The sequence below is a fragment of the Micromonospora sp. DT44 genome (genome assembly GCF_049841635.1).
GTDB lineage: Bacteria > Actinomycetota > Actinomycetes > Mycobacteriales > Micromonosporaceae > Micromonospora.
Genome location: NZ_JBNCKS010000017.1, coordinates 42532 through 60871 on the forward strand (window position 1 = coordinate 42532; position 18340 = coordinate 60871).

Annotated in this window: 16 protein-coding genes; 8 read left to right on the forward strand and 8 right to left on the reverse strand. The window is 70.0% G+C overall.

Translation table 11 applies throughout. The annotated features are described in order from the left end of the window. Positions 1-7: 7 nt before the first annotated feature. Positions 8-646, reverse strand: coding sequence for a PadR family transcriptional regulator (locus tag ACLQ25_RS12410; RefSeq protein WP_030331823.1), 639 nt, complete (start codon positions 644-646; stop codon positions 8-10). A 175-nt stretch (positions 647-821) separates the two neighbouring features. On the opposite strand from ACLQ25_RS12410, the gene ACLQ25_RS12415 reads away from it, so the two are divergent. The 3 genes from ACLQ25_RS12415 to ACLQ25_RS12425 all read left to right on the forward strand — a co-directional run bounded on the left by ACLQ25_RS12415 (position 822) and on the right by ACLQ25_RS12425 (position 5984). Beyond that, positions 822-1277: a DUF5318 domain-containing protein gene (locus ACLQ25_RS12415; RefSeq protein WP_425731027.1), complete on the forward strand. Its 456-nt coding sequence runs from the start codon at positions 822-824 to the stop codon at positions 1275-1277. Positions 1278-1474: 197 nt separating this feature from the next. Beyond that, on the forward strand, positions 1475-4273 hold the full coding sequence (locus ACLQ25_RS12420) for a transglycosylase domain-containing protein (RefSeq protein ID WP_425731028.1): 2799 nt from the start codon (positions 1475-1477) through the stop codon (positions 4271-4273). A 196-nt stretch (positions 4274-4469) separates the two neighbouring features. Next, positions 4470-5984, forward strand: coding sequence for a glycosyltransferase family 87 protein (locus tag ACLQ25_RS12425; protein WP_425731029.1), 1515 nt, complete (start codon positions 4470-4472; stop codon positions 5982-5984). Between the two features lie 128 nt (positions 5985-6112). Here ACLQ25_RS12425 and ACLQ25_RS12430 read toward each other — a convergent pair whose 3' ends face one another. Further along, positions 6113-8311, reverse strand: coding sequence for a hypothetical protein (locus ACLQ25_RS12430; protein ID WP_425731030.1), 2199 nt, complete (start codon positions 8309-8311; stop codon positions 6113-6115). Beyond that, entirely contained in the window at positions 8308-9099 is a 792-nt protein-coding gene (locus ACLQ25_RS12435; RefSeq protein WP_425731031.1) for a deoxyribonuclease IV, read from the reverse strand. Before ACLQ25_RS12435 ends, ACLQ25_RS12430 begins: the two co-directional genes overlap by 4 nt. 630 nt (positions 9100-9729) lie before the next feature. Between ACLQ25_RS12435 and rpsF the strand changes: the two genes are divergently transcribed. The 4 genes from rpsF (at position 9730) to rplI (ending at position 11380) form a co-directional block, all read left to right on the forward strand. After that, a complete protein-coding gene (rpsF, locus tag ACLQ25_RS12440; RefSeq protein ID WP_007453836.1) occupies positions 9730-10020 on the forward strand; it encodes a 30S ribosomal protein S6 in 291 nt (96 codons plus the stop codon). Positions 10021-10110: 90 nt separating this feature from the next. After that, the gene (locus ACLQ25_RS12445) at positions 10111-10638 is read left to right on the forward strand and encodes a single-stranded DNA-binding protein (RefSeq protein WP_425731032.1); all 528 of its coding nucleotides are present in this window, start codon (positions 10111-10113) and stop codon (positions 10636-10638) included. Between the two features lie 41 nt (positions 10639-10679). Then, entirely contained in the window at positions 10680-10919 is a 240-nt protein-coding gene (gene rpsR, locus ACLQ25_RS12450; RefSeq protein WP_007073789.1) for a 30S ribosomal protein S18, read from the forward strand. A 14-nt stretch (positions 10920-10933) separates the two neighbouring features. Further along, positions 10934-11380, forward strand: a complete 447-nt coding sequence (gene rplI / locus ACLQ25_RS12455; protein WP_425731033.1) for a 50S ribosomal protein L9 — start codon at positions 10934-10936, stop codon at positions 11378-11380. Between the two features lie 87 nt (positions 11381-11467). Here the strand turns inward: rplI and ACLQ25_RS12460 are convergent, their stop codons facing one another. After that, positions 11468-13066 (reverse strand): hypothetical protein, encoded by a 1599-nt coding sequence (locus ACLQ25_RS12460; RefSeq protein ID WP_425731034.1) that lies wholly within the window; start codon positions 13064-13066, stop codon positions 11468-11470. Between the two features lie 381 nt (positions 13067-13447). Between ACLQ25_RS12460 and dnaB the strand changes: the two genes are divergently transcribed. Next, on the forward strand, positions 13448-16219 hold the full coding sequence (dnaB, locus tag ACLQ25_RS12465) for a replicative DNA helicase (protein ID WP_425731035.1): 2772 nt from the start codon (positions 13448-13450) through the stop codon (positions 16217-16219). Positions 16220-16288: 69 nt separating this feature from the next. Here the strand turns inward: dnaB and ACLQ25_RS12470 are convergent, their stop codons facing one another. The 4 genes from ACLQ25_RS12470 to ACLQ25_RS12485 all read right to left on the reverse strand — a co-directional run bounded on the left by ACLQ25_RS12470 (position 16289) and on the right by ACLQ25_RS12485 (position 18323). Next, positions 16289-16483: a DNA-binding protein gene (locus ACLQ25_RS12470; protein WP_425731036.1), complete on the reverse strand. Its 195-nt coding sequence runs from the start codon at positions 16481-16483 to the stop codon at positions 16289-16291. Between the two features lie 19 nt (positions 16484-16502). Further along, the gene (locus ACLQ25_RS12475; protein ID WP_425731037.1) at positions 16503-17180 is read right to left on the reverse strand and encodes a maleylpyruvate isomerase N-terminal domain-containing protein; all 678 of its coding nucleotides are present in this window, start codon (positions 17178-17180) and stop codon (positions 16503-16505) included. Positions 17181-17275: 95 nt separating this feature from the next. Next, complete coding sequence (locus ACLQ25_RS12480) at positions 17276-17668, reverse strand: zf-TFIIB domain-containing protein (RefSeq protein WP_425731038.1); 393 nt, start codon at positions 17666-17668, stop codon at positions 17276-17278. 22 nt (positions 17669-17690) lie between these two features. Beyond that, positions 17691-18323: a phosphoribosyltransferase gene (locus tag ACLQ25_RS12485; RefSeq protein WP_425731039.1), complete on the reverse strand. Its 633-nt coding sequence runs from the start codon at positions 18321-18323 to the stop codon at positions 17691-17693. Positions 18324-18340 lie beyond the last annotated feature (17 nt).

Below are 18340 nucleotides of genomic sequence, written 5' to 3' on the forward strand. Positions count from 1 at the left end.
TTTTCTGTCACGGCCGCTCATTCCTGGTCTCTCCAGGCGGAGGCGGGCTGTTGTCTTCTCGTCGGCCGCCGGCTGTCCCGATGTTCGGGACCGTCGGGGCTCGGCCGGAGCGCTCGTTGGCGATGAGCTCCTCCAGCCAGCGGACCTCACGCTCACAGGCATCAAGACCGTGGCGCTGCAGTTCCAAGGTGTAAGCGTCGAGGCGCTCGGCCGCCCGGCCCAGCACGTCGCGAAGGCCTTCACGACGTTCCTCGATCTTGCGGCGGCGACCCTCCAGAATGCGCAGGCGGGTCGCCTGGTCGGTCCGGGCGAAGAACGCGAAGTGCACACCGAAACCCGTGTCGTCGTACGTCTCGGGCCCGGCCTGTGCGATGAGCTGGGCGAAGCGTTCCTTGCCCTCCGCAGTGATTTTGTAGACCACCCGACCTCGTCGGCTGGTCAGCGCGGGAACCTCCTCGGCGGTGGCGGGTGTCTCGGCGGCTTCGGTGATCCAACCCGCCGCCTGCAACCTGCGCAGGGTCGGGTAGAGCGAGCCGTAGCTGATCGCCGCCCGGATCGCGCCGAGTTTGGCGGTCAACTCCTTGCGCAGCTCATAGCCGTGCATCGGAGACTCCTGCAGGAGGCCGAGGATGGCGAATTCGAGCACGGGCCACCCTCCCTTTACCCTCCGGCGCGGAGCGGTAACCGCCGCGATGTATCGGACCGATACATCGCACGTTAGCCGCTGCTGCCGGCCAAGGCAAACCCCCATTCCGGGATGCTGCCGTCACGCATCGTGACCGTGGTCGCCCCGTCGAGCCGGACCGCGTACCCTTCACCGCATGCGTACGCAGCGCCAGGTCGTCGACTACTCGCTTCAGAAGCGAGCAGTGCTGCGTGAGCTGATGGCCAGCCGCATCGGTACGTACGACGTGTGTGACGCGTCGCCGTACCTGAAGAACGCTGCACGGTTCCACGGCGAGTCGACCGACCTGCGCTGCCCCATCTGTCGCAGCGAGAATCTGACCCTGGTCCACTACATTTACGGGGACGAACTCAAGCAGTCCGCCGGACAGGCCCGGACGCTCGCCGAGCTGCCCGTACTGGCGATGACGCTACGTGAGTTCCAGGTCTTCGTGGTGGAGGTGTGCCTCGGCTGTGACTGGAACCATCTCGTCGAGCAGTACCTGCTCGGTCGGGACGGTCTCACCGGCGACGGCGACGGTGTTGGCGCTGACGGGCAGGACGCCGCGGCCACCGAAGGCGTGGGTCGGCGGAGGCGAGAGGCGCAACGGTGATCTCAGCGGGTTGGACCGGCTCCGGGGCTGGGCACATGACCCGGGACGGCCGATCACTCGTTGGTCCGATTAGCCCGATTAATTCGGCAATGACCCTGGCGAACCGGCACCCTCGTGCCGGCGGTCCGGGTGAAGCAACTCACGGCAACCCGGTGGCGGCGCTGTCGCGCCCCACCGCGACCGGCAGGGTGTGAAGAATGAACTCGTACGGCGATCCCAGCTCCGCGCGCGGTCGGGCCCAGTACCCGGGCCCGGGCGGTGACCCCGGACCGGGCGCGGACGACGCGTACCGCAGACCCGGCGGTGACTCCCACGCGGGCGGTTGGCCCTCCCCGGAGCCCGCGGCACCCCCCGGTCGGGCCTCGGTGACATCGAGAGCCGCCGGCGGCCGCGCGTCGGTCGGTGGCTCGGCCTCCGTGCCGCCCCCCGGCGCTGCCGCCGGATCCGCGTCCGTGGGCCCGGCCACGCCCGGCCGCAGCGGTCGGGCCTCGGTGCCCGTGTCCCCGGCACCCGGAGCGGCCGCGGGTCGCGCCGGCGCCGGACGGGCCTCCGTTCCGGTGTCACCTGCGCCGGGAGCGCCCGCCGGTCGGGCCCGGGTGGGCACCGCCGCCGTCGGCGCCGCCTCGGCGGGCCGGGCCAGTGTCGGCTCCGCGTCGGTGGGCGGCCGTGCCGCGGTCGCCCGGGCGAGTGTCTCGCCGGTCTCCGGCGGGCCGGGTGGTCCCGGCGGTCCGAACGGCCCGGGCGGACCGAACGGGCCCGGTCGCGGTGGCCGGGGCGGTCGCGGCGCGGGTGACCCGGCTGCGGCGGCGCGGGCCAAGAAGCGCAAGCGGATGAACCTGCTGATCGCCGGGTTCGCCGTCTTCATCATGCTCGCCGGCGCCGGCGTGGTCGGGTTCACCTACTACTCGACGAACGTGGTCATGCCCGAGGAACTGCCGCTGCCGCTGTCCACCACGGTGTACGCCAAGGACGGCAAGACCACCCTGGCCAGGCTGGGCAGCGAGAACCGTACCTTCGTCACCATCAACCAGATTCCGGAGCACGTGCAGCACGCGGTGGCGGCGGCCGAGGACCGGAACTTCTACCGGCACTCGGGCGTCGACTACAAGGGCATCGTTCGTGCCGCGTGGAACAACGTCTCCAACGGTGACAAGCAGGGCGCGTCGACGATCACCCAGCAGTACGCCCGCAACGCGTTCGAGAACCTCAAGGACGACACGTACGGCCGCAAGGTCAAGGAGGCCATCCTCGCCTCCAAGCTGAACGACGCGTACAGCAAGCCAGAGATCATGCAGCACTACCTCAACGTTATCTACTTCGGACGCGGGGCGTACGGCATCGAGGCGGCGGCGCAGACGTACTTCGGTAAGTCCGCGATCAAGCTCACCCCTGCCGAGGGCGCCGTCCTGGCGGCGGTCATCAAGCAGCCGGTGGCGACCGACACCCACAAGGGCTTCGACCCGGCGGTCAACCCGACAGACGCGAAGACCCGGTGGGACTACGTGATCGAGGGGATGAAGAAGGAGGGGTGGCTGGACCCCGCCGCTCCGATCGCGTACCCGAAGGTGCTGCCGCCGAAGAAGGGTGGCAACGGCTTCGGCGTCGACAGCCCTCGGGGCAACGTCATCAACTACGTCCGTCAGGAGATGGACGCGATGGGCCTCTGCTCCGACAGCGGTGCGGAGGGCAAGACGAGCTGTGTCGACGCGCTGCGGGACGGTGGCTACCGGATCACCACGACCATCGACCCGAAGCTCCAGACGGCCGCCGAGAACGTCGCCATGCAGTCGAAGAAGGGCTCGGAGCTCAACGACCAGCCCAAGAACCTGATGGCGGCCGTTGTCTCGATCGACCCGAAGAAGGGCCGCGTGCTCGCCTACTACGGCGGTGACAGTGGCGCCGACTTCGACTACGCCGGCAAGAACACCGACAAGAACGGCGACCTGACCGGTGGTCACGCGCCGGGCTCGTCGATGAAGGTCTACACCCTGGCCGCCGCGATCGAGGCCGGTATCTCGGTGAAGTCGCACTGGGACCCCACGCCGTACAAGCCCGAGGGTTCCAAGGTCGCCATCGGTAACGCCGGCCGGACCAACCTGAAGTGCGGCAAGTACTGCACGCTCGAAGAGTCGACGATCCAGTCGTACAACGTGCCGTTCTACTGGGTCACCAAGGAGGTCGGCGCCGAGAAGGTGGTCGACATGGCCCACAAGGCCGGCGTGACCACCATGTGGGGAGTCGACCCGCCGCAGGCGTTCGACCTGTCGAAGAAGGGGCCGAATCCGTTCGACAACTACACCGGTTTCGGCAAGTACCCGCTCACCGTGTTCGACCACGCGAACGCGATGGCGACGTTCGCCAACGACGGCAAGTACATCAAGGCGCACTTCGTCATCAAGGTGGAGCAGCAGGACAAGGACACCGGTAAGTGGAAGGTCGTCGGCAGCGAGCGCATCAAGCCCGAGCAGCGGATCGACAAGAAGGTCACCGACGAGGTCACCGCGGTCCTGAAGCAGATTCCCGCTCCCAACAAGCTGTCGTTGGATGACGGCCGCCAGGCCGCCGCGAAGACGGGCACCTGGGAGTACAACAGCGAGGACAACGCGCACGCCTGGACGGTCGGCTACACGCCGCAGATCGCCACCGCCGTCTGGGTGGGCAGCCGGGATATCAAGAAGCCCCAGATCCGCCTCGCGAGCGGTAAGCCCATCGGCGGTTCGACCCTCCCCGGCCCGATCTGGGAGAAGTACATGAACACCGCCCTCAAGGGTCAGGAGAAGATTCCCCTGCCCACCGTCACCGGTGAGGGCGACATCACCAAGGGCAACGGCAAGGAGCCGGCCGCGCCACCGCCGGTGCCCGGTCAGCCGGGTCAGCCAGGGCAGCCGTGTGACCCCTTGACCAACCCGTTCTGCCCGCGCAACGACGGCAACCCCGGGGGCAACAATCCGGGTGGGCCGGGCGGTCCCGGTGGGCCCGGTGGCCCGAACGGTTAACCGCCACCCGACCTGCCACTGACCACCCTGGAACAAGAGCCACAGCGCACACGCCGCCGCCGGCCGGACGACCTGTCCGGCCGGCGGTTGCCGTAGCGGTACGGGCCACTCGTCGCTTGTCGACCGCCCGGGTTGTGACCACGGCGGGCAGACGAGTACATGACGCACCGCTGCGAGTACGGCAGGATGCCTCTCTATGAGCACCCAGTCGACGCCCGGCATCGACGACGCCGGAACCACCGACCACCCGTCCCGTTCCGACGGGTTCGTCCGCGGCCTCTCCGGCGCCATCGGCGGGCCGCTGGGCGACCACGCGACGGCACTGGACCGGCCGGCCGGGCAGGAACGCCGATTCTGGACCGCCGTCCGGATCGTCCTGGCGCTGGTCTGCCTCACGCTCGCGTTGCACTGGGTGCAGAAATCCCCGTGTCAGGACGGCGCCTGGCAGAACAACGTCCAGTACAACCGGTTCTGCTACACCGACGTCCTCGCCCTCTACTACGCTGAGGGCCTCAACGAGGGCAAGGTGCCCTACCGGGATCACCCGGTGGAGTACCCGGTGCTCACCGGCTACTTCATGGGTGCCCTCGGTCTGCCGGTGCACGCGATCGGCAAGGGCGACCCGAGCATCAACCAGGGTCAGTGGTTCTACAACCTGAACGCGCTCGTGCTGGGCGCGCTCGCCGTGGCCACTGTCGCGGTGATCCTCGCGTTGCGCCGCCGACGACCCTGGGACGCCGCCCTGTTCGCGCTCGCCCCGGCGTTGCTGCTCACCGCCACCGTCAACTGGGACCTGCTCGCCATCGGGTTGGCGGCGTTCGGTCTGTTGGCCTGGGCCCGGCGACAACCGGTGGTGGCCGGCGTGCTGCTCGGGTTGGCCGGTGCGGCGAAACTCTGGCCGCTGTTTCTGCTGGGGCCGATCCTCGTCCTGGCGCTGCGGGCCAACCGGCTCCGCGCCGCGCTCACCGCGCTCGGTGCGGCGGTGGTGGCCGTGGTGCTGGTGAACCTGCCGGCCTACCGGGCCAACCCCGACAACTGGGGTCGGTTCTTCGAGCTGAACACCACCCGGCCGATCGACTGGGGCACGCTCTGGTACATCGGGCGCTACCTCGACGGCAAGGTCGGCAACGACCCCGGCGAGCAGGGCCCGTTCGAATGGTTGAACACCAACATCCCGACCCTCAACACCATCTCGTACGCCCTGTTCGGGCTGGCCTGCATCGGCGTGGCGGTGTTGGCGCTGCGGGCCCCGCGCCGGCCGCGGCTCGCCCAGCTCGCCTTCCTGGTGGTCGCCGCGTTCCTCATCTTCAGCAAGGTCTGGTCCCAGCAGTTCGTGCTCTGGATGTTGCCGCTGGTGGTGCTGGCCCGGCCGAAGTGGGGTGCCTTCCTGGCCTGGCAACTCGCCGAGGTCTGCTACTTCGTGGCGTTCTACGGTGAGCTGCTGGGCGCGGCGACCAGCCGTCCCGTCTTCCCCGAAGGGGTGTTCGTGCTGGCCTCGACGCTGCGGCTGGCGACCGTGGTGACCCTGTGCGTGCTGGTCGTGCGGGAGATCCTGCACCCGGAGCAGGACGCGGTACGCGCCACCTACGCCGACGACCCGGACGGCGGCGTACTGGACGGCGCACCGGACGCCCCCTGGCTGGACCGCTGGCGCCGCCCCGGGAACAAGCCCGAGCCCGAGCCCGAGCCACAGACTGCAACCGCGACCTGATCGATCCTCAGGCACGGACGCGCCGGAACCACGTCAGGTTTGCGGGGGGAGCCCGCCCGGCGCAGGGATCAAGCCTGACCGCCCGGAGCCGGGCGGGCTCCCCCCGCAAACCGCCCCAAGGCCGGGCATCAGAGCCGGTACACCACGGCGTCGCCGACCTCCTGGCGCGTGATGCCGAGCGACTCGACCGGCGCGTCGATGGTGATCTCCCAGGGCGTGCCGGGCACCTCGTCGCGTAGCAGCACCACCGTCCGCACGCCGTACGTCCGCAGGTAGTTGACGCTGTTCGGGTCGGGGAACGACTGGCTGGCCCGGCGGAGTTCGTCGAGCTGCCGGGGCGTGAAGCCGCTGCCGCCGTTCGCCACGTCCGGGAATCCACTCGTCGACCACAGCATGACGTGCTGGTCGAGGCCCTGGTCGCTGGGGAGCACGAGCAGCGGACCCTCCGCCGAGCGCATCGCGGCGGGCTGCCTCGGCACCACCGGATGCGGGGTGGTGTTCAACCCTTCGACGGTGACCAGCAGCAGCGGCAACAGCGTGGCGATCCGCAGCCACGGCCTGGGCCAGGACGGCACCCGCTGCGCGGCCAGCTCACGGACCCGGTCGGTGAGGGCGGTGACCGCGCCCGCCGCGAGCAGCGCGAGCAGCAACGTGATCCAGAGCATCAACCGCCCGGGGGTACGCAGCGCGTTCCAGCCCGGCGCGTGCTCGAACAGCGGCACGTAGGTGAAGGTGCCGTCGAAGAAGCGGGTGCCCATCGCGAACACCATCGTGACCAGCACACCGCCGAGCAGGAACAGTCGGTGTCGCAGCCGCCAGACCGAGAAGAACAGCCCGCCGAACGCCAGCGCGTAGAGCACGAAGCCCGGCAGCAGCGTCATCTCCGCATGGAACGGCAGCGCCGCGCGGGCACCCTCGTGCAACCCACCCCAGATCCGCGACTCCGCGGGCGCGGTCACGAAGCCGGACGCGGGCGGCGAGAAGATCGCGATGTCGCCGACGCTCCGCTCGGCGTACGGGTGCAGCTCGGTCACCTGGAAGTACGGGAACGCCATCAGCGCGCCCACCCCGGCGAAGAAGACCCCGCCGACCAGGTCGGCCACGAGCAGCCGGCGGCCGAACGGCAGGGTACGACCGGACCGCAGCCACTTCACTCCGAACAGCACAGCGGCGACCAGCGCGGCGGCGGCCAGGAAGTACGCGAACGGCAGGCCGATGCCGAAGCCGAGGCTGATCTGCCAGGCCGCCACCAGCCAACCGCCGTACACCCAGCCGTCGTGCCGTCGTTCGGGCCGGTAGCCGTGGCGCAGCGACCAGCCGTGCCCCCGCGCGAGCATCGCGAGGGCCAGCGGGATGCCACCGTTGGAGAGCACGTGCAGGTGCCCGGCCTGGGCGAGCAGCCACGGCGCGTAGGCGTAGCCGACCCCGGCGACGGCGGCGCCGATCCGGCCGGCCCCGAGCTGCCGGGCCAGGGCGTACGCCCCGAGCGTGGCGAGCGCGTGCGCCAGCACGAACATGATGTTGTAGCGCAGCACCGCGTCCTCGGGGCCGCTGCCGAGCATCCCGGCCGGGGCGTAGCCGAGCAGCGTGTCGGAGAACGCGAAGCTCCACAGCTCCGGGAAGAACGTGTTCGACTGCCACAGGCGGGCCGGGTCGGCCAGCAGGATGTGGCCGGACCATGCCATCTGCCAGGCCTGGAGGCTCGGGTCCCAGGTGTCCTGCGGCAGGGTGTAGCGCGGGTAGCGCAGCGTCGGCCAGGTCATCAGCACGGCCAGCGCCAACGAGGCGAGGGCCGCCAGGGTCCACTCGTGGACCAGGGACCGGCCCACCGGGCGGGCGGCCCGGGTGAGCCAGCTGGGCCGGGGCTCCGGCGCCGAGGCGAACGCCTCCCAGCGGTCGGGGTCGACCGGCTTGGCCTCGTCGGTCGCCTTCGCGGTCGACTCGGCGTCCTTGGCGGTGGCGTCCTTGGCGTCGTCGGCCTTCTTCGCGCTGTCGGCCTTCTTCTCGCCGTCGCTGGTCGTACCGGCGCTCTTGGCCCTGTTGGCCTTCTCCGCGCCGCTCTTGGCGCGACCGTTCCTGCCGGGGGTACCCTTCGCGGCCGCGCCGGCGGTGTTCGCGCCGGCCTGCTCGTCGGCGGCGCCCTTCGCGGCCGTGTTGGCGCTCGTGCGAGCCTTCCCCTGCGCCGGGTCGTCGCGGGTCACGCCGTTCGTGGTGCTTGCGGGCGAGACGGCCGGGGTGTCACCGGTGGGTGGCGCGGCCGGTCGGATGGGTTCGTCGCCGGTGGACGCGGGCCGAGCCTTCCCGGGCTTGGACTGGCCGGTCGTCATGCTGCCGGGCGCTCCGTCGGGAGCTGCTGACGCAGGAAGTCGATGTCGGCGGCCTGGCCCGCGACGCCGCCCGGGGTCTCGACGACCACCGGTGCCCCGGCGGCGCGGATCACCGCCACCACCAGCTCCGGGTCGATCGTCCCGCCGTCGAGGTTGTCGTGCCGGTCCTGCCCCGAGTTGAACGCGCCCTTGGAGTTGTTGGCGTGCACCAGGTCGATCCGGCCGGTGATCGCCTTGACCCGGTCGACGAGGCCGAGGAGCTCCTCACCCCCGGCGTACGCGTGGCAGGTGTCCAGGCAGAAGCCGACCTCGTAGTCGCCGACCGCGTCCCAGAGCCGGGCCAGCGCGTCCAGCCGGCGGGCACACGCGTTGTCGCCGCCGGCCGTGTTCTCGATGAGGACCGGCACGCCGAACCCGCCGGAGTCGGCCGCGTACGCGAAGGTCTTGCGCCAGTTGTCGAAGCCGACCGCCGGGTCGTCTCCGGCGTTGACGTGCCCACCATGGACGATCAGGCCCTTGGCGTCGATCTCGGCCGCCGCGGTCGCGTGCCCGAGCAGCAGCTTGCGACTGGGGATCCGGATGCGGTTGTTGAGGGTTGCCACGTTGATGACGTACGGCGCGTGCACGTAGAGGTCGACGTCGGTGGCCCGCAGCCGCTCGGCGTCCTCCCGAGGCTTGGGTGCCTTCCATCCCTGCGGGTCGGAGAGGAAGAACTGCACGGTGTCGGCGGACCGTGCTGCTGCCTCCGCCAGCGGGTCGGTCGAATCGACGTGGGCTCCGATACGCATGGCAGCGAGCCTACGTCGGGACCCCGACGGCCGTGCTGACGGTCGGCGCGATGTCGTCACTCCGGCCGTCGGACGATCGTTGACGGAATGGGATCCGACGAGCGGGGCCCGGGGCTGGGCGCGACGAGGCGCCCGGGTACGGCCACCGGGTGTTCGTCGGCCCGCCAGCGAGGTCACCCCTGCGGCGCGGCCCGGCGTCGCGGGGGGAGACCCGTCGTCGTACCAGATCGGCCCGGATCCAGAATCTCGGAAATTTCTGCCTTTTCCCCCTACATGGGACGACAGCCGTTGTATCGTCAGATAACAACACGATAAAGCTCCGCGGGGCGTCTCCGGTCCAACCTCATCGGTGTGGTCGTTCCTCCCCAGGTCCCACCCAAGGAATGCGGACGGGACGCTCCGCGGCCTCGTTGACGGGGGCTCGCCACCGACCAGTGACGGTCGGAAGGCGGGCCCCCGTCGGCATGCCCCGACGCCGACCCGACCGCCCCGGGCATGATCGTCCGGACCGGGTATCCTGGTCAGGTTGTCCGCGTCCGGCCGGGTTCCCCCGGCACGTGCGGGCAGCGACGCACGACCTCCTGCCACGGAAGGACCGTGGCCGCTTAGCCCACAGGAGGTGAGCACGTCTTGCGTCATTACGAGATCATGGTGATCCTCGACCCCAGCCTCGAGGAGCGCACCGTCGCCCCGTCGCTCGACACGTACCTGAACGTGATTCGGACCGCGGGTGGCTCGGTTGAGAAGACGGACGTGTGGGGCCGCCGGCGCCTCGCGTTCGAGATCAACAAAAAGGCCGAGGGCATCTACGCCGTCGTCGACCTGCAGGCCACGCCTGCTGCCGTGGCCGAGCTGGACCGCCAGCTCCGGCTGAACGAGTCCGTGCTGCGCACCAAGGTCATCCGGCCGGAGATGCGCTAAGCATTCTGTCCGGCATTCAACCCGGTTCGCCCGGATCAGCCTCCGCGACTCTGTCGTACGGCTCTGAGAGCCTGTACGACGAGACGCTGAGTGCGCGAGGAGATGGTCATGGCAGGAGACACCACCATCACGGTCATCGGCAATCTGACCGATGACCCCGAGTTGCGGTTCACCCCGTCCGGTGCGGCGGTCGCCAAGTTCCGGGTCGCTTCGACGCCCCGTTTCATGGACAAGACCACCAATGAGTGGAAGGACGGCGAGCCGCTCTTCCTTGCTTGCACCGTGTGGCGTCAGGCGGCGGAGCACGTCGCCGAGTCGCTGCAGCGGGGCGCCCGCGTGATCGTCTCGGGCCGGCTGCGTCAGCGGTCGTACGAGACCCGCGAGGGTGAGAAGCGCACCGTCATCGAGCTTGAGGTCGACGAGATCGGCCCGTCGCTGCGCTACGCCACGGCGAAGGTGCAGAAGATGTCCCGCTCCGGTGGCGGTGGCGGCGGCTTCGGTGGTGGTGGCGGCCAGGGTGGCGGCGGAGGCAACTTCGACGACCCCTGGGCTTCGGCCGCACCCTCTCCCGCGCGTGCCGGTTCGGGCGGCAACTTCGACGAGGAGCCTCCGTTCTAATGGCGCCGAGCGCCCGCGATCGCAAACCAGGAGCAAGGTCAATGGCCAAGGCTGCGGCACTTCGCAAGCCTAAGAAGAAGGTGAACCCGCTCGACAAGGACGGGATCACCTATATCGATTACAAGGACACGGCGCTGCTGCGCAAGTTCATCTCCGACCGCGGCAAGATCCGCGCTCGGCGGGTCACCGGCGTGACCTCGCAGCAGCAGCGGCAGATTGCCCGCGCGGTCAAGAACGCCCGCGAGATGGCGCTGCTGCCGTACACCGCAACGGCCCGCTGAGAGGAGGCACCGATATGAAGATCATCCTGACTCAGGAAGTGTCCGGCCTCGGTGCCCCGGGCGACATCGTCGAGGTCAAGGACGGCTACGGCCGTAACTACCTGCTGCCGCAGGGCTTCGCGATCGCCTGGACCAAGGGCGCGGAAAAGCAGGTCACGGTCATCAAGCGGGCCCGCTCGGCCCGCGAGATCCGCGACCTCGACCACGCCAACGAGGTCAAGGGCCAGCTCGAGGGTCTCAAGGTCAACCTGAAGGCCCGTGCCGGCGACGGCGGGCGGCTCTTCGGCTCGGTCACCTCGGCCGAGATCGTCGACGCCGTCAAGGGCGCCGGCGGTCCGGTCCTCGACCGTCGTCGGCTGGAGGTGCCCGGTCACATCAAGTCGACCGGCACCTACCCGGTGAAGATCAAGCTGCACCCCGAGGTCACCGCGTCGTTCAACCTGAACGTCGTTCAGGGCTGACGACCCGCTGGACCACGATGAAGGCCCGCACCGAGCGATCGGTGCGGGCCTTCGCGCATACTCCACAAGTGGCCCGGCTCGCCAGCCTCAGCCGATCGGTTGACCGGTCACCGCGCTGATCAGCACCGTGGACAGACCACCACCGACCACCGCCGCGGCGAGCGCGATCGTCGCCGACCGCCACGTCGTGCCGACGCGCCGCAGCAGCGCCGCCACCACCAGGCTGCTCACCAGCGCCAACCCGAAACGCGGCGAGCCGGCGAGCAACGACTCCAACGCACGGGACCGTGCGGAGTCGCAGCCACCCCCACTGATGTCGGTGACACAACCGGCGGGCGCCTGCCCGTCCAGCGTCAGCAACCACAGGAAGATCAGCACAGCCGGCACCACGTAGCAGGCGGTCGTGTACAGCAGCGGCCGGACCGAGCCACCGGGATCAGGGTCGAGGAGGTCATCCTCCAGACGCCGCGCCCAGCCGCCCGTCGCCACCGACTCGACCCGCCGCCGCACCGCCGCCGTACCGACCGGCGACCGGTCCGCCCGACGCACGGTGCCGGAAGGGGGTACGGGCGCACTACGCGGTCGCGGCGCGGTGTAACCCACCACCGGCGACCGAGGCGCCGACGTCGTCGTGGTGTCCATCCAGCGCGGATCGTCACCGGACAACCGCGTACCGGGCCAGAAACCGCTGTCCCGGCTCGGCCATCCCTCCGTCAGTCGATCCGAGCGGGGTGGCAGCGTCCGGTCCCACTGGTCGTCCTCGACCGCGGACCGCTCCCACTGGCCGGTGCGGTCCGACCGCTCCCAACCACCGACACTCTCCCCCTGCGACCACTGCCCGCTCAGGTCCGTGGTGTCCGGGCCGGGCGGCGGCCAGGCGTGCACACCCGACGCGTCCCACGGGTCCACCGCGGGCGCGTACGACGGATCCGGCTCCGCCGGCCGCTCCGACCCGCGTTCCCAGGGATCGACCGCCGGACGCGTCCACGACTCCTCCGCCGCGCGCCGGCTGCGCCGCGTCGGTCGGCTCACCTCCGGGCGGGACGTCGCCTCGGCCGGGCCGGCCTCCAGGTCCCCACCGGACCAGATCACCTGCGGACGACCGGCCGGAGCGCGACGGGGACGACGGTCGGCGGCCGCGCCGGAGACCGGCTCCTCCTCCGCCGAGTCGGCGCGTCGGCGGCCCGCATAGCCCTGCTCCTGGGGACGGTCGAGCGTCCACTCCCGGGTGTGGTCCGATTCGGGGCCCGCGCCGATCGCCGGCTGCTCGCGCCGACCACCCGAGCCGATCGCTGGCTGCTCGCGCCAACCACTCGTACCGATCGCCCGCTGCTCGCGCCGACCGCTCGCGTCAGCCCGGCGTCTGCCCGTCGTCTCGGCGCTGCGCCAACCGGCACCGGAGCTCGGACGCTCCGGCTCCACCTCGTCCTGTGCCTCGTCGGGCGCGGCGTGTCGTCCACCACCGTCGGCACGCTGGACGCCCGATTCCAGCGCCCACCGCGGCAGGTAGGCGTCGACCGGCTCGTCCTGCCCACGGTCCCGCGCACGCCGTCGACTGGAGGTGCGGTAGGGCGCGTCGTCGTCGTACGGATCGGCCGGAGCGGGCAGCGCGGGCTGACCCCGCGAGGCGGTTGATGGACGCTCCCGCGGGCTGCCCTCCCCGCGTCCCCAGTCCCGGTAACTCACGGCCGGAGTGTGACCCTTCTGAACCCAAAGCGTGATCCGCTGTCCAGGTGTAGCCGTTCGCTGGAGATAGTACGGGAAGATCGTGTAAAAGAACCGACCGAAATATTCTCCTCCACAGGGTGGGGACCGCATATCACCAGGTCAACGACCTGCGGCCGAGAATTCCCCAGCGGTTGTCCACAGGCTGTGCACACCCTGCGCACATGCTCGTCCACCGGCGTCCACAGGTTGTCCCAAGGCTCGTCCACCGTGCTTGTTGAGTCGCTGACCTCGGGGTCCGTATGGTTGGCCCTCGACCGCCGGCGCGATGGCCCCCGATCGACCGGTTCGGTCGGGAGAACTGTCGTACCCGGGCGGTAGAGCTGGGACGGATCCGACGCAGTGGAGGGGGGACCGGTGTCGGTCACCGACGACATGCGGGCGGAGGCCCGGTCCGGCAACGGCCAGCCACCCGTGCAGCGGGACGGCCAGTTCGACAAGACTCCACCCCAGGACGTCGCTGCCGAGCAGTGCGTCCTCGGCGGCATGTTGCTCTCCAAGGACGCCATCGCCGACGTCGTCGAGATCCTCAAGACCAACGACTTCTACCGGCCGGTGCACGCCACCATCTTCGACATCATCCTCGACATCTACGGTCGAGGTGAGCCGGCCGACCCGATTACCGTGGCCGCCGCCCTGACCGACTCGGGCGACCTGGCCCGCATCGGTGGGGCGCCCTATCTGCACACCCTCATCGCCAGCGTTCCCACCGCCGCGAACGCCTCGTACTACGCGCGGATCGTCAGCGAGCGGGCGGTGCTGCGTCGACTGGTCGAGGCCGGCACCAAGATCGTGCAGCTGGGCTACGGCACCGCCAGCGGCGGCAGCCGCGACGTCGACGACGTCGTGGACCTCGCCCAGCAGGCCGTCTACGACGTCACCGAACGCCGGGTGAGCGAGGACTTCGCGATCCTGGCCGACATGCTCCAGCCCACGCTGGACGAGATCGAGGCGGTGGGCGCGCAGGGCGGCGTGATGACGGGCGTGCCGACCGGCTTCAGCGACCTGGACCGGCTGCTCAACGGCCTGCACGCGGGACAGTTGATCATCGTGGCCGGCCGGCCTGGTTTGGGCAAGGCGCTCGCGCTCGACACCCCGCTGCCGACGCCGGATGGCTGGACCACGATGGGTGAGGTCAAGGTCGGCGACCGGCTGATCGGTGCCGACGGGCATCCCACCGCTGTCACGCACGCTTTCGAAGTACGTCACGATCGCCCGTGCTACGAGGTCGAGTTCTCCGACGGCTCGGTCCTCGTCGCCGACGCCGAGCATCTGTGGAAAACCACCACCCGCGCGAGCCGCAGAGCGGGTGACGTCAGGCGCCGCAACCACTGGCGTCCGGAGACCGTCGAGCGACTCCGCATCGCTGCCGCAACCGCTTCGAGCACGGACACTGTCACCATCAACGAGTTGGCCAGCTCGGTCGGAGCGGAACTCGTGCACACCGCTGAGCGGGTCACCCGGGATATACCGCTAGGGGTTTCCCCCACCATGCGCGGCAGGCCGGGTGCGCGCCCCGGGCGCGCGTATCCCGCCCGAGCGCTTTACGCGGGTTTACGCAACCGCGTGGAGCGGTGGACCGCTACTTTGGCTGACAGCGTGCATCCGGGGGTCTTCACCACCGAGCAGATTCGGGCGACGCTTCGCACGGAGACCGCAGACCGTCGTCTCAATCACGCGGTCACGAATGCAGCCCCGCTCAACCTTCCCGACCGGCTACTTCCTATCCCGCCGTACACCCTTGGTGCCTGGTTGGGTGACGGCAGCAGCGCCGACAGCCGGATCACCACCGTTGACCCGGGTATTCTCCGGCGCATCGAGGAGGACGGCTTCGAGATCAGGGGGTCACGCTCTGTCTCGACCCTCTACACAATCCTGCCCAAGAGCTGCCCGGTCTGCGACCGGCGTCGGAATGGTTGTGTGGCCTGCGGGAACCGTCCTTCGTCACTGGTGCGAAGCCTGCGAGAGTTGGGCGTGCTGAACGTCAAGCACATCCCCGATGCCTACCTGCGCGCGTCCGAAGCGCAGCGCCGCGCCCTACTTGCGGGACTACTCGACACCGATGGGACTGTCACCGGTACGGGAAATGTTCAGTTCACCAGCACCTCGGAGCGGCTGGCCGCAGACGTGTACGAGCTGATCGTCAGCCTCGGTTACCGCTGCTCAATAAGTCGCAAGGCAGTCGAGGGACGCAAGCCGGAGACGTCGGTCGCGTACAACTTGAACTTCACGACGACGGACGAGGTCTTCGGGCTCGCCCGAAAGCGGGATGCGCATGTGGCACGACGGCGGGGGGAGGGCTCCGCGCGAACGGGTTGTCGGTTCATCGTAGACGTCCGGCCGACTCCCAGCGTGCCGGTGCGGTGCGTGACTGTCGACAACGACGACCACCTGTATTTGGCCGGTCGGTCCATGATCCCGACCCACAACAGCACCGCAAGTATGGACTTTGCCCGAAATGCCGCTATCCGGGCCAACCAGGCCGCTGCCATCTTCTCGCTGGAAATGAGCAAGGTCGAGATCGTCATGCGACTGCTCTCGGCCGAGGCGCGGGTGCCGCTGCACGTGCTGCGCAGCGGGCAGCTCTCCGACGACGACTGGACCAAGCTGGCCCGTTGCATGGGTGAGATCAGCGAGGCGCCGTTGTTCGTCGACGACACGCCCAGCATGAACCTGATGGAGATTCGCGCGAAGGCCCGCCGACTCAAGCAGCGGCACGACCTCAAGATGATCGTGGTCGACTACCTCCAGCTGATGACCTCGCCCAAGCGCACCGAGAGTCGGCAGCAGGAGGTCGCCGACCTCTCCCGTGGCCTCAAGCTGCTGGCCAAGGAGGTCGAGTGCCCGGTCATCGCGGTCAGCCAGCTGAACCGTGGCCCGGAACAGCGCACCGACAAGCGCCCACAGTTGTCCGATTTGCGTGAATCGGGATCAATTGAGCAGGATGCCGACGTTGTCATCCTTCTGCACCGCGACGACTACTACGACAAGGAGTCACCGCGGGCGGGCGAAGCGGATTTCATCGTTGCCAAGCATCGAAATGGTCCGACCGACACGGTGACGGTCGCGGCCCAACTGCACCTGTCGCGATTCGTGGACATGGCCATCGGATGATCGGCGTCCTCGGCGCACCGTACGGCTCGCCGATCCCCGGACGGCCCGGGCAACGGCTCGAGACAGGCGTCACCCCAGGCTGAGGTCGTGCTTCTCGAGAGCGGCCTGGATGATGTCGAGCGCCCTCGGGCCCATGCCGTGCAGTGCGGCCAGCTCCGTACGGGGCACCCCGGCCAGCTCGCGCAGAGTCGTGTAACCGGCGTTGTGCAAGGCGCGGGTGGCCGGCGCACCGATCTTCGGCAGCATGTCGGTTGAAGAATCCATGTGTCCATGGTTCATCACGTCACCCCAGCAGCGGGAACCAGCCCGCCGCCTCGCCCAACTCCAGCCGGTCCCGGTCGGTGAGCGGCAGCCGGCCGGTCGCCTTCAGCAGGAACTCCTGGTCGTCCCATCCGGCGGGGCGTACGGCGTCGTCGCTCAACAGGCCTTCCATGGTGGACACCGCCACGCCCACCGCCAGCGGTCCGGGAGGCGGCGCGGCCGGCAGCTCCGGCGTGAGGTCCAGGTGGTGCACCACGGCCTCGGTGGTCAGGGTGGCCAGGAGATCGGGTACGCGCAGCACGTGGCCCTGGGTGGCCACGTACCCCTCGGGGTCCGCGAACCCGGCGGCGCGGACCGCCGCCGGGGCGGTCTCCCGCCACAGCCGGACGATGGCCGTCGGCCGGTCGAAGGCGGACGCCGACCGCCGGATCCACCAGGCGTGCCGGGCTGCCTGTTCGTCGCCGCCCGGGAAGCCGCGCCAGTAGGAGACGTCGTCCACGTCGGCTGGACCGTCGACCGGGCTGGCCAGGGCCACCAGTGCCCGCTGGGCGTCGCCGAGCACGTGCAGGAGCAGGTCGGCGACGAGCCAGCCCTGGCATCGGGTGGCCCGTTGCAGGTCAGCGTCGTCGAGGCCGTCGACCACTGCGGTGATGCCGTCGTACGCCTCGGCGAGGGCCTCGTCGTGCCGGGTGGCGGTCATGCGATGCAGCCTCGCACGGACCGCCGCGCCAACCAATCACTCGCGGCGTTGCCCGGGTCGACGTGGATCGACCCGGGCCGAAGACTCGGCTGGGCTCAGCCGAACATCTCGTCGAGGAAGCTCTTGCGCTTCTTGTGCCGGTAGTGGCCGTGGTAGCCGTAGTGCTGCTGCTGCTGGTGGCCGTGGGCAGGCGCCGGCGGGTAGCCGTGCGCCGGCGGCGGGGGTGGCGGTGGCGGGACGGCGCCGTAACCGGGCTGGTGCTGAGCGGGCGGCGGCGGGGGTGGGGGCGCGTAACCGCCCGGCTGCTGGACTGGCGCGGTCGGCCCGGCCTGCTGGCGACTCCAGTTGGCCTCTGCCTCGAACAGCTTCTCGAGCTCGCCGCGATCGAGGAAGATGCCCCGGCACTCGCCACACTGGTCGATGACGACGCTGCTGCGCTCGTACTGGCGCATCTCGCCGCGACACTTGGGACAGATGAGGTCACTCATCACCCGACGGTACCCGGTCGACCTAAGCGATTGCTGTGAGCGCCTCGATGACTTCGTCGTCGGAAACCTCGTGGAAGTCGTCGTAGTAGACGCTCACCGAGCCGAACTCCGGCGGGCGTTGGGCGCAGATGACCTGGTCGGCTTCGGCGGCCAGCAGTTCGTACGCCTCCTGGGCGCCGACCGGCACGGCCACCACGGCGCGGCGGGCGCCGAGCCGGCGGACGACCTCGACGGCGGCGCGGGCGGTCGCGCCGGTGGCCAGACCGTCGTCGACGATCACGGCGACGCGTCCGGTGAGGTCCAGCGGTGGGCGACCGCCCCGGTAGAGCCGCTCGCGGCGCTCCAACTCGACCTGTTCGCGGTGGCTGACCTCGGCGATGTCGTTGCTGCCGAGGCGGCTGGCGATCGCGTCGTTGAGCACCTGCACGCCACCGGGGCCGAGCGCGCCGAAGGCGACCTCCCGCGCCCAGGGCATGCCGAGCTTGCGGACGACCAGCACGTCGAGGGGGACGCCGAGCCGTTCGGCGACGACCCGGGCCACCGGTACGCCGCCGCGGACCAGGCCGAGGACGACGGCGTCCGGGTCACCGACCAGGGCGGTGAGCCGTTCGGCGAGCACCCGGCCCGCCTCGGCGCGGTCGCGGTAGGTGGTCATGCCCTCAGGTGTACGCC

Excerpts from the sequence above, each read along its gene's own strand:
- ACLQ25_RS12415 (WP_425731027.1), top strand. The coding sequence starts at position 822 with ATGCGTACGCAGCGCCAGGTCGTCGACTACTCGCTTCAGAAGCGAGCA.
- ACLQ25_RS12420 (WP_425731028.1), top strand. The coding sequence starts at position 1,475 with ATGAACTCGTACGGCGATCCCAGCTCCGCGCGCGGTCGGGCCCAGTAC.
- ACLQ25_RS12425 (WP_425731029.1), top strand. The coding sequence starts at position 4,470 with ATGAGCACCCAGTCGACGCCCGGCATCGACGACGCCGGAACCACCGAC.
- ACLQ25_RS12430 (WP_425731030.1), bottom strand. The coding sequence starts at position 8,311 with ATGACGACCGGCCAGTCCAAGCCCGGGAAGGCTCGGCCCGCGTCCACC.
- ACLQ25_RS12435 (WP_425731031.1), bottom strand. The coding sequence starts at position 9,099 with ATGCGTATCGGAGCCCACGTCGATTCGACCGACCCGCTGGCGGAGGCA.
- rpsR (WP_007073789.1), top strand. The coding sequence starts at position 10,680 with ATGGCCAAGGCTGCGGCACTTCGCAAGCCTAAGAAGAAGGTGAACCCG.
- rplI (WP_425731033.1), top strand. The coding sequence starts at position 10,934 with ATGAAGATCATCCTGACTCAGGAAGTGTCCGGCCTCGGTGCCCCGGGC.
- ACLQ25_RS12470 (WP_425731036.1), bottom strand. The coding sequence starts at position 16,483 with ATGGATTCTTCAACCGACATGCTGCCGAAGATCGGTGCGCCGGCCACC.
- ACLQ25_RS12475 (WP_425731037.1), bottom strand. The coding sequence starts at position 17,180 with ATGACCGCCACCCGGCACGACGAGGCCCTCGCCGAGGCGTACGACGGC.
- ACLQ25_RS12480 (WP_425731038.1), bottom strand. The coding sequence starts at position 17,668 with ATGAGTGACCTCATCTGTCCCAAGTGTCGCGGCGAGATGCGCCAGTAC.
- ACLQ25_RS12485 (WP_425731039.1), bottom strand. The coding sequence starts at position 18,323 with ATGACCACCTACCGCGACCGCGCCGAGGCGGGCCGGGTGCTCGCCGAA.